We start from the raw sequence: 12,286 nt of genomic DNA, 5'->3' as shown, positions 1-12,286 counted from the left end.
GGGAAAAAAGAATGGCAAGCAATGTGAACCTAACAGGTTTAGCGCATGATTTGAAACAACGTGCAGAAAAGCATCCCCCCATCCGTATTGGACTGATTGGTTGTGGTGAAATGGGTACAGATTTATTATCAAGTATTGCGCATATGGATGGTATAACAGTCGCCGCAGTCGCCACGAGGACACCGTCACGTATTTTTGATGCCGCTACACTCGCCTATGGCGAAGATGGACATGTCAGCGAAGTTGAAAATGCTCATGCTCTCACGCAAAGCATTGAAAAGGGTTTGATTGCAGCAACAGATGATATTAACCTTGTTTTGCGCCATGAACAAATTGATATTATCGTTGATGCAACAGGCTATCCCGAAGCAGGAGCAGAAATTGGTATCAAAGCGCTTGAGAATAACAAACATCTTGTCATGATGAATGTTGAAGCAGATGTTACAATTGGCGCTTATCTCAAACATGAAGCAGAAAAACGAGGGCTCATTTATACACTTGGTGCCGGCGATGAACCTACTTCTTGTATGGAACTCATAGAATTTGTTTCAGCCCTTGGACATAAGATTGTTGCAGCAGGTAAAGGAAAAAATAATCCTCTACTCTTTGATGCTACACCTGATGCTTACGAAGAAGAAGCATTCCGGCGTAATATGAATGTGCGCATGTTGGTCGAATTTATTGATGGTTCCAAAACGATGGTTGAAATGGCAGCAATTGCCAATGCCACCGGACTTCTCCCCGATTGTCCGGGAATGCATGGACCACAAGCGGCACTGCAAGATTTAAACAAAGTGCTTATTCCAAAACAAGATGGGGGCATTTTGCAGCAATATGGTGTTGTAGATTATTCAACAGGTCCAGGTGTTTCACCTGGTGTCTTTGTTATTGCCGAAATAGCACACCCACGTTTACGCGAGCGTATGGAAGATTTAAAAATTGGTCAGGGGCCTTACTTCACCTTTCATCGCCCCTATCATTTAACAGCAATGGAAGTTCCCCTCACCTGCGCACGTATTATGCTTTATGGCAAAAAAGATATGGTTCCTCTTAGCCATCCCGTAGTAGAAGTCTGTGCTGTTGCTAAAAAAGATTTACACCCAGGTGATCAGCTAGACTTTATCGGTCTTTATACTTATCGTGCTTGGATAATGAACATTGCAGAAGCACGCGCTCACCACGCCATTCCTTGTGGTCTTTTAGAAAAAGCAACAGTAACAGCTGCAATTAAAAAAAATGAACTCATTACAGTGCATAATACTGCTATTCGTGAAGATCAATGGATTGCACGTCTTCGTGCTAAACAAGACCTTTTACTTCATTGCCCTTCTTCGGCTAAGCTATAAACACTCCTGAATTACCTTACTTAACAGTATCCTTCCCTTACGCAACAGAACAATCCAAAATACACTTGTATCGCAAATACAGGTTTATGTTTTAATAAAAGCATTTTCCAACGACGCACATCACCACTTCCCTCTCACAATATGGCCCGTAAATGCAACAATATAAACCACCCCATGAGATGGCATAAGGTTCACTGTGTATCACGACCTTACTCTATAAAGATACAAAATCAGCACTATCATTTTATTTACCAATATTACGACAGCGCATCGCACTTGAGATGATTCATGAGAAAAGTTTTTACTCTTTTTTCTTTAATAATTTTGTCCATACACGAACACAACTTGTTATACGTAAAAAATACTTTTGATGGATTTAACATCAAAAAATTTGAAAGGATAAAATATACCTTTGATGAATAATCTTCATATGAGAAAAAGTAGACAAATATTAAAAGGCTGATAAAGAAAGTGAGTATATTAGCCTTGTTACTAGGATAATAACTATAGAGTGTAAAAAATCAGGTTACACTACTTTGTAAAAAAAACATAAATGTAGAACCTTGAACTTTAATAATGTCAATAAAAACTACATTTATTATTAATATAGTTATTTTATTATAAAATACAGTATAAATGATTTCAAGTATTTATTTTTTTCAACATAATGAAATGAAAAAAATTCATCGGCTTTATCGATGATCTTTCTACTAAAGTATAACGAATATTCCCCAAAGAAATAAAACAGCACCTAATACATCCCCAATACATAAAGAAGCAAGAAGTGATAAAATACTTCCCCCCAAAAGGCTGAACCTGAAAAGGTAGCAGCTTTTTCAGGTTTCCCCAAAGCAATACCATCTTATTCCTCAACATCTTGAATAACTACTCTATCCACAGTTTTAATAGCTACATTTTTTTCTAATGTAGAAATAGTAATTGCCATTCTCTCTTGAAATTTATTTTTTACAAAACTTGCATTTCCCTCTATAGTTTGTACAAAAAAAGAATAAGTAGTGTAAAAATAATTTATTAATTTATAATATAGTAAATTAAGATATTAAAAGTAATATTTTGTAATTTTTATTTATATAATTAAAAATAATAAAAATTTGTCAAATTTTGATTGTAATAAATTCTTAAAAACAAATTTATTTAAAAAGTTATATAATGGATATTTTATAAATAATTTAAAATGCAATTAAATTTTAAATTATTTATAATATAAGAAATATTAACATAATAATACTTATATATTATTTCAATAAACACAAAAATGGAATATTATTAGTGGATATTTTATTATGTCACTCATCAATAAGCTTGAAAAATAAAATTGGTAGCAAATAAAAACCTCAATCTAAAAAAATCTATCTTAATAAACAACATTAAAATAGTATAATACTTTTCTATAAAACAGGTATAAAAGTGTGAAAAAGCAATTAAGATCTCTATTTTCAAATGGAAAAAACATTAATAAAATGATTCTCAACTTTTACTGATATATAAAGAAAAAATATCGCATAGCATCTTCAAAGAGGCAATTCAGCCCCCTTTATCCCATACAGCATAAAGAACGCAAAATATTGACTTTCAAACCTAACAAAACAAACGCATAAAATAAGTAAATCTATCAGATTTATAAAAATGTTATAAGCAATACTAGAGCTCCAACAAACTACCTAAAACCAGATAAAAAGAGAGCCATAAAAAATGAGATGATCCCCCAAATACTGAAAAACAACTTTCTTTCTTAATTTTCATAAAAGTTATTCCATATTTTTCGTCAATATTGTAGATTACAGCCATATTTATATTTTGATTAATTATATTTACTCTGTATTAATAACAAATAATTCTCTTTGAAAGAAAAGTAATAGAGAAACTTACTAAAAATTGCATTTTTAAAATACCAACTTAAGTAAACACATTGAAAAAATAACACCATGAAAATTGATCTTGAATGATAAATTCATCAACCGATCACTTCAATCGCAAGATACTGATCTATAATAATAATTTATTGTTTTGCATGTTGAATGAAAAAGCTGACGATTATAAAACTCTTTTAATTTTAACTCTGTTTATATTGAATCAATCAAAATTCTTCACTTGCAAATCACAAACGAGATAGATGTGTGTATAAACAGACTTGAAGAAAGGAAAATATCACCTATGAGGTATTTTAAGTATCAAGCGCTGTTAACACAGTATTGAAAACTGGCAAAGTGAATGATGGTATCCCTTTTTACTTTAAAAGTGTAAAGATGGTGGAATACAATAGATTTTATATTATAAGGCTTTATCGTTGTACCATTCATGAACAGCGTCGCAAAATAGGCTTGGATACCTTGAGAAAGGTTTCTTTAAAACAAGAGTGTCAATGTGCAACACAATGGCGTTCTGTTTATCATGTATCCAACGGTGTTTCTTATTGAATCATCTTATAAACTCACCAAGTTCTTTGAGATTGCAGGTTCATCTTACGTGAATTCTTCTCTTTATATTCATTTTTTCTCATGAACAATCTGTTAATACTCTATCCAAAGTAAAATTAATCAACAAATATTTTTATTCTTTTGTAATATACAGATACTTGAATTAAGAATTTAGCACTCCTGATTACAACCAAATTCTGTACTATCGCAATAATAGAAATAATTTAGTTATTCTCGCTCCATAACAGAAAGAAGAATATGCAGCTTACAGAAAAAATGTGTTTTCAAGAAACGATAAAAAATTATTTTTCATTCCATGATGTGCAGTATTTAATCTGTCTGAATATTTACTGATTAAAAATGAGAATACGCATCAAAAAGACTTACCAAAGATAACTATCTTGAGAAAGGTTGCCCCATAATTACAGAAAAAATTGCGTTGGCTTTGCTCAATAAAAGCTTCTCTATTTTTAACAAAGCTCTCATTTTTATGCATCCATATGTTTTATGCATGCATATGGGATGTAAAAATACGACTATTTGCGTTTCTCTTATAGATAGATTAAATAGTGACAGCACCTTCGATCACTTTGTTTCTGTTGACTCTTCTTTTGGGCCGTAATTTATGGTATCTAACACACCTTTTCTCGCTCTTTTACCTTTGGGCGCACATGAATATCACGGAGAGCACCTTCCTTTCGAAACCGACTGGATTATAGCTGAAGCTTTTGCAAAAGCCCTCACTTTACAAACAAAAGAACAATTCCCTATCGCACTTTTACCGGTTGAAAAGATTGGCTATTCTATAGAACATATGGATGTTACAGGCACACAAACCCTTACCTTTTCTGATGCGATTAAGCAATGGATAAAGATTGGTGAAAACTGCTATCACAAAGGGATCAACCGTCTTCTTCTTCTTAATGCTCACGGAGGCAATTCACCTTTAATGAGTATCGTCATCACCGAATTACGAAGGCGCCTTTCCATGCTCGCTGTAGCAACAAGCTGGAGCCGTTTTGGTTTACCACAAGGTCTCATGGAACCGTCTCAACAACATCTTGATATCCATGGAGGTTTTATCGAAACCTCTCTCATGCTCTATTTAGCACCAGAAAAAGTCCATATGGAAAAGGCAAAAAATTTTCATAATAAACAAGCGGATATGATTGCCAATTATCGGTATTTACGCGCTTATGGTCCTCATGCCTTTGGTTGGACAATGAAAGATCTAAATACGCAAGGGGCGGCAGGAAACGCAAGCAAAGCAACACCACAAGCCGGTGAAGCAATCTTTTCTCATGTTCTGTCTCAGCTTCGTGATTTACTTGATGATATCAATCGATTTAACATAGACACATGGCAATAAAGAATAATAAAAGGTCTCTCCATGGAAACGACACCTCTCCCAAAACTTCCCGTTACGGTTCTCACAGGCTATCTTGGTGCTGGAAAAACCACCCTTCTCAACCGTATTCTCAGTGAAAATCATGGCAAACGTTATGCCGTCATTGTCAATGAATTTGGTGAAATTGGTATTGATAATGACCTTATCATTGAATCCGACGAAGAAATTTATGAAATGAATAATGGCTGTGTTTGCTGCACCGTGCGTGGGGATCTCATTCGCATTCTGGAAAGTCTGATGCAACGTTCTCATCGATTTGATGCGATCATTATAGAAACGACAGGGCTTGCTGATCCCGTTCCCGTAGCACAGACCTTTTTCATGGATGATACTGTCCATGCAAAAACAGCTCTCGACAGTGTCATAGCGGTCGTTGATGCAAAATATTTGCCCTCTCAACTGAAAAAAAGTCGTGAAGTTGAAGAGCAAATTGCCTTCGCGGATATCATTCTTTTAAATAAGATTGATCTTGTCACCCAACAAGAACGCACCTATGCTGAATCCCTTATTCTGGCCATTAATCCTCGCGCTATACTCTATACAACACAGCGCACCAATATCCCTCTTGAGACACTTCTCAATCGTGGTTTTTTTGATCTCCAACGGACTCTCGATCATGAACCTCATTTTCTCGATCACCAACATACAGAACAACACGCTGACCATGTGTGTGGCCCCGATTGTCATCATGACCATCATCACGCATCCACCATTCATGATATTACCATCACTTCTGTAAGTTTAAAAACAGGTCCTCTGCACCCAGAAAAATTTTTCCCTTGGATCCAGCAGGTTACACAGCAACAAGGACCAGATATCTTACGTCTTAAAGGCATTATCGCCTTTCAAGGAGACGATGATCGTTACGTCATTCAAGGGATACATATGCTTCTTGAGGGACAACATCAACGCCCATGGCGTGAAGATGAAAAACGAGAAAGCCGCCTTGTTTTTATAGGACGCTCTCTTGATGCTGAAAAATTAAAAACTGGTTTTGAAAATTGCGCATAAGTGAGTGATAATGCCAAACATTACCCATTATGATCTCCAAAGTTACTGCCTTTCTTGCGGTTTTATAGGCAATAAACCAGCTTTTGTTTCCGTAGAAGGTTTCATTGTTTTTTTAAATCCAACCCCACAAATCGTTGAAGTCCACCAAGGAATAATTTCAAGCCATTTTTCCCATGACAATACCGCGATCATCACAGGTGGAGAAGATGGAAAAGTCTGTCAAACAACGGCAGCGGATTATACAGAAGTGTTAAGCCAAAAAGAACGCAAATGGATAAACAACGTTGCTTTTGGACCACAAAAAGCAGTTGCCTTTTCCTCTTCACGCCTCGTATTTGCAAATATTGGAAAAGAACGACAAGAGCTCACACATGAACGCAGTGTAGAAGGCCTGGCTTTTGCTCCAAAAGGTTTACGACTTGCCGTTGCCCATTACAATGGTGTGACTCTTCATTGGTTATCAACGCAAATATCTCCCACCACATTGGTATGGAAAGGCGCTCATTGTGGTGTCACCTTTTCACCAGACAACCGCTATGTCATTTCCACCATGCAAGAAAACGCCTTACACGGCTGGCGTCTCACTGATAATCAGCACCTCCGCATGAGTGGCTACCCAAGCAAAGTCAAAAGCTGGTCTTGGAGCGCAAAAGGAAAATGGCTAGCAACATCAGGTGCCTCTGCCGCAATTGTTTGGCCCTTTCATACAAAAGATGGCCCCATGGGAAAAACACCTCTAGAACTAGGCACACGAGCCAATGCACTTGTTAGCACCGTTTCATGCCACCCAAACAAAGAAATTGTAGCAATAGGCTTCAATGATGGAATGATTTTAGCGGCACATTTTCATGATGGAAAAGAAATCCTTCTAAAAGGTTATGGGAAAAGCGCTATCTCAGCACTTAACTGGGATCAAGCAGGGCAAAACCTCTCCTTCGGTAGCGAAAATGGTGAATGTGGTATAATCAATATCACTGATTAAGCCAAGCACCAACAAGCACAACCATCGCCGATAAAAATGCCCACACAATCCTCCAGAAATCTTATCTCTTTGCATCTCTAGAGCTCTCAGAAATCCTATCTCCCTAATCCCCCCAAAAGTCTCCTAAAATCTTCGCAATCATTAAATCTTCCCTCTTCCTTCCCTCCCCCCCTTTAGACAAGAAAATACCTTAAATATGTTTTTTGATCTTTTAACTTTGCTCCCCCATACAAGAATAAAAACATCACCCTCAAGACCGAAAACCCCATCTCCCTATAAACACCTGTATAGGCTATATACTTCTATAAAAGCATTTTTCTTAAAAATTCGGCAAAAAAGAGAATTCAACACTATTTATTCTAAATAAATTTTTTTGATCCTCTCTCGCCACCTAAAAAATGAAGTTTCCTACTAGCAGCCCTCTACACTCCAATTTCTTGTCTAGCCAAGTTCTACCTAACAATCATTTCATAGAGCTCCCATCACCCCCCTAAACGACTGTGTTTTACTTGTCCATAAGCAACAGGGTATTAAAGTGTTGCCTTTGATCCGCAGGTTCAGTTTTTTCAGCATCTCCAGTATTATCAAACGTGTGATGTTGATAATCTTGATGTTGATTTGGAAAAATTTCATCAACGATTTAGAATGCTCATTCACCATTATATGGAATAAAAAAACTGAATATTATAAATTTCTTTCCTTTCAAACCTGGTTATATTTAATCAATTAACCCCTTTCTCGTCACAAACGAAGATGGCATGTAAAGAAGAGCTATTGAAAAAGTAGACATGCTTTTTATGAACACTCTGGAGCGCTAAGCTCTGCGCAGTATTAAAAGCTGAAAAAAAGAATAACGATGTCCGCGCTGACCGCAATGAAAGTAATATACTATATTGCATTGCATCAAAATTTCTTTTGACGCCTATCATTTGCAAAAAAAAAACAAAAATATGTATATTAGCTGTTACAAACGTGAATACAGTTTATATTTTTGTATAAAGTTATATTCTTATCTAAAATAAGATTCAAAACAATGTATAAAGAAACAGAATCAAATAACCATAAAAACTCTTACAAACCAATCTTGTTCCGCTTTATATTAACAAAAACAACCATCAATACTACCTCTTTTAAAAGATTATGCCACAAGCACTCAGCATTCAAGCTTTTCATATTCACAATGAAATCTGTTCCCATATCATAATATCAAAATTTAGAAAAATTTCTTATCGTATAAAAGAAAACATATAATTGAGCATCTTTAATCATAAATTAAAAAAATCATTTACTGTAACCTTTTAGATAAAAAAATAATCATATTGATGAAGCAACATAAATTCCAATACATTAAAAGGCAGAAGATTTTTCTGCCTTTCATATAAAAATACACATTGTATCTCTTCAAAAAAGGTAGCGCAATCCAGTAGAGAAACCTGCTCCAGAAAAACCCACTTTTTTAAGTCTATGCTGATAAGTTACATCTCCATGAAGGAAAAATTTTGAAGAAAGACGAGCATTAAACCCAAGCCCTGCTTCCAAAGAAGAACCAAAAGCACCTAATTGAAAATCTTTTTTAAAAGAAACAAATCGTTTATCTTCAAAACTATGCAAATAAGAAAGCTTACTATAAAAAGAAACAACACGTCCCTCTTCAGAAACATTAAGCGTCTTGCTTAAACGCCCACCAACACGCCCCACCCATTGATGAAATTTTCCTAAATCCACATCAAGATTATCAATATCACGCGCCTGATTAAACTGAAGATGCTGATAAACAACCTGAATCTGCGGATCAAAAACAACACCTTTATAGCCTATTGCAAATGTTCTGCCACTCGTTAAAGAACCATTAAACTGTTTACCTTTTAACGCCACAACCTTGCCCCGTGCAAGAGTCAAAACATCTCCCTTAAAAAGACCATACGATACCACCCCATCTATATAAAACCCCACATCATGTTGCAAACTTCCATAGGCAGCAACAGACCATTTATCAAATGCGCTCTCTTTTCTTTGTTCAACATCCTGAGGGGTTAGAGAAAGGTTGCCATAATTTCCCAACACCCCAAAGAATGTACGACTGTATAAACTCTCAATCTCGTTCAACAAAACACCTGCTTGAAATGCATTATAATCAAGCTCAGCACCATAGCCATATTCAAAAGCAGATAAATTGGAAGCATAATGATGGGTACCACCATAAGCATGCAGAAAAAAGGCCGTATTTTCATCATCTTTCCAAGAGGAGTGAAAAGCATTCCGCATTGTCTCCAACTTCTTACTTTGCTTGGTCATATCCATCAAACCAGCATGGAATAAGGCATTTGTCAAAAGGAGATAAGTCGGAACCTGTGGAACAACAGCTCGAATTCCTGGTTTAGGTTGAACATCAAGCGGTATAGAGAGATTAGACGAAGGCTCCAAAGGGTCAGGGGATGTAGAAGGCTTTGGCCCAACAGGCGCAGGAGGAGGAACAGAATCCGTAGATGTTTCAGACGGCTCAGATATTTCAGACACAGAAGGTGTAGATGGTATAAGCGAAGGCTCAACAGAAGGAGGTTGCTCAGGAGAAGAAGCCTCTGGAACAGATGACTCAGAGGGAAGTACAGGCGAAATAGGTGCAGAAGGAGTGGGAACAGTATCCGTAGATGTTTCAGACGGCTCAGATATTTCAGGCAAAGAAGGTATAGATGGTATAAGCGAAGGCTCAACAGAAGGAAGTTGCTCAGGAGAAGGAGCCTCTGGAACAGATGGTTCAGGGGGAAGTACAGGCGAAATAGGTGCAGAAGGAGTGGGAACAGTATCCGTAGATGTTTCAGACGGCTCAGATATTTCAGGCAAAGAAGGTATAGATGGTATAAGCGAAGGCTCAACAGAAGGAAGTTGCTCAGGAGAAGGAGCCTCTGGAACAGATGGTTCAGGGGGAAGTACAGGCGAAATAGGTGCAGAAGGAGTGAGAACAAAATCCGTAGATATTTCAGACGATTCAGATATTTCAGGCGGTTCAGATATTTCAGGCAAAAAAGGTTTAGATGGTATAGGCGAAGGCTCAACAGAAGAAGGTTGCTCAGGAGAAATAGTCTCTGATGGTCGTTCAGAAGGTATAGTTTCTGCTTCAGATTTAGGTGGTAAAACTGTAAACGTTGGCTTAGAAACAGTTTCAGAAGAATCTAATTCAGAACCAATGTAAACACTTTCGAGACGAAAATCCCAAAAATCTCCTTCCCCTGCAACCAATCTATTCTTTGGATCTGCATTTCCAGAAGAAGAACTTGGACCATAGCCACGAAGTTTATATTGATAAGGAAATCCATTCACCGTAGTATAACTATTGGCTAACTTAAAAGAACTTTCCTCTGCTGTCCCAGAAACTTGAACAAGTGAAATACTTTTAATTCCTTTATCGCCAACTTCTCCTTCTAAGGTTTTGGAAAAACCTTCCATCATGAGCAGTGTACTTCCCAAGACATTCCCGTAGATCAAAATACGATCAGTTTTTTGAGGATTAAACGAGCCGTCATTATTCACAAACGCACTCATCTTAATCTGCACATTTCCCTTTGCACTATAGGCTTCTTTATCATACTGTATTCCGCCTATTGGATTTATATCATTTAAATTACTTCCTTTTTCAATATATACTTTTCCAATATACAACGTTTGATAATCTCGAGATATAAATTTATCAAAAAAAATTGTGCTATCAGAAATGCTTATAGACGAAAGGAATGAATCTACAGGAAGTGATTTCTGCAAATCTGTATGTTTCCTTTTGGTGAGATACCATGCAGAGCCATGTGTTAATTCTAAGTGAACAGTTGATGCATCCTCAACATGTATACCCCCTGTAAGGGTAGAATCCTTTGCTTTCACCAATAGAGAAGAATTATTTTGAGCTTTTAACAATAAATCACCAGAGATCTTTGTCCTTTCTGTTAATTCAATGATAGCTTCAGCTCCATAAATATCATCTCCCGCACTATAAATGGCAATACCATCGGGAACTGAAAAAGTTGTCTGTGACAAATGCAAAGACGCTTCACCCAAAACAATTTTTTCTACTTTTGAAAGTTTTTCATCCCCTACCTTAAACATATCAACCCATACATCTGGACCTAATCCATAAAAATACAGACCATATACTCCCTCACCCTGAACAGAAATTTCTGTACCTTCAATCTTAATACTTGTCTTTTTAAACCCATTTGATGAAGCGTATTCTTGAACCAATTTACCTTCACCATCTACATAACCTGCAAAATTCGTAATCAAGAAGCCATGCATATCAGTCAGCTGAATAGAACCACCACGCAAATGAACATCACCACCCTGTGATATATCAAAAGCTTTTGGAAATTCATCAATACTCTCACCATCAACTACAATCGTGTGTTTCTTACCGTTGCCCTGAATATTGGTGGTATCAATAAGATATTTCCCCCCAAATCGTGTTGAAAACGTACCAACCTCATTAAAAGTAATAGTACTGCCTGACATCCTAACGAATGCATCAGAACTACTAACAAATCCAATCCCTTTTGCATTCAAATCATCTGATACAATATCAATATTTACGTTCACTAAAGCAACATCGGTTTTTTGTCCTTCTGCACATACAGCTTGCGAACTACCTTCAATCTTCCCTCGTTTCATCATAACTTGCCCGTTCTGAACACGAAAACCGGACATATCCTTAATATTTGAATTGGTTAGAACAAGCTTGCCACCATCTTTTACATATCCACCATATAAAAATGACTGCTTTGCTTTATCCGCCATAATATTTACCTGTGACAAAGTTAAAACAGTCCCTGCTTTTTCTATAGCTACAACCGCAACCAAAGCATCTTGAGGAGGAACAGAAAAAGTATGATTTTTATTACTTATCCTGTATTTTTTACTATCGTTATAGGTAAATAAACTACTTTCTACATTACAGGGAACTCCTAAATTATTAGGATTAGCATTAACACTCACGATTGGCAAAAAAGAAACAATAGCCGTTGTAATAAATAAAAATCTATACTCTCTTAATACATTAACCATAACTTTCTTACAAATCCTTCTCCCCCGCTTTACTTAAGAATGAATGAGACATAAA

At 36.4% G+C, this 12,286-nt stretch carries 6 protein-coding genes; 5 read left to right on the top strand and 1 reads right to left on the bottom strand.

Annotation, left to right across the window (positions count from 1 at the left end; translation table 11 throughout):
* Window positions 1-11: 11 nt before the first annotated feature.
* The 5 genes from ACFIKI_RS06700 (at window position 12) to ACFIKI_RS06680 (ending at window position 7,185) form a co-directional block, all read left to right on the top strand.
* Window positions 12-1,346, top strand: a complete 1,335-nt coding sequence (locus tag ACFIKI_RS06700; protein WP_375623882.1) for an NAD(P)H-dependent oxidoreductase — start codon at window positions 12-14, stop codon at window positions 1,344-1,346.
* A 2,267-nt stretch (window positions 1,347-3,613) separates the two neighbouring features.
* Window positions 3,614-3,784 carry a hypothetical protein gene (locus ACFIKI_RS06695; RefSeq protein WP_375666451.1) on the top strand — a complete coding sequence of 57 codons (171 nt, stop codon included), beginning with the start codon at window positions 3,614-3,616 and terminating at the stop codon, window positions 3,782-3,784.
* Window positions 3,785-4,409: 625 nt separating this feature from the next.
* Entirely contained in the window at window positions 4,410-5,153 is a 744-nt protein-coding gene (locus ACFIKI_RS06690; RefSeq protein ID WP_375666450.1) for a creatininase family protein, read from the top strand.
* Between the two features lie 21 nt (window positions 5,154-5,174).
* Entirely contained in the window at window positions 5,175-6,203 is a 1,029-nt protein-coding gene (locus tag ACFIKI_RS06685) for a CobW family GTP-binding protein (protein ID WP_375666449.1), read from the top strand.
* Window positions 6,204-6,213: 10 nt separating this feature from the next.
* Window positions 6,214-7,185 carry a WD40 repeat domain-containing protein gene (locus tag ACFIKI_RS06680; protein ID WP_375666447.1) on the top strand — a complete coding sequence of 324 codons (972 nt, stop codon included), beginning with the start codon at window positions 6,214-6,216 and terminating at the stop codon, window positions 7,183-7,185.
* 1,401 nt (window positions 7,186-8,586) lie between these two features.
* Here ACFIKI_RS06680 and ACFIKI_RS06675 read toward each other — a convergent pair.
* The gene (locus ACFIKI_RS06675) at window positions 8,587-12,231 is read right to left on the bottom strand and encodes an autotransporter outer membrane beta-barrel domain-containing protein (protein WP_375666445.1); all 3,645 of its coding nucleotides are present in this window, start codon (window positions 12,229-12,231) and stop codon (window positions 8,587-8,589) included.
* Window positions 12,232-12,286: the final 55 nt, after the last annotated feature.

Origin of the sequence: Bartonella sp. TT121SHDZB, assembly GCF_042193415.1 — a bacterium.
Taxonomy (GTDB): Bacteria; Pseudomonadota; Alphaproteobacteria; order Rhizobiales; family Rhizobiaceae; genus Bartonella.
Note: the sequence above shows the minus strand (reverse complement) of the source record. Positions and strands in the feature narration are given on the sequence as shown.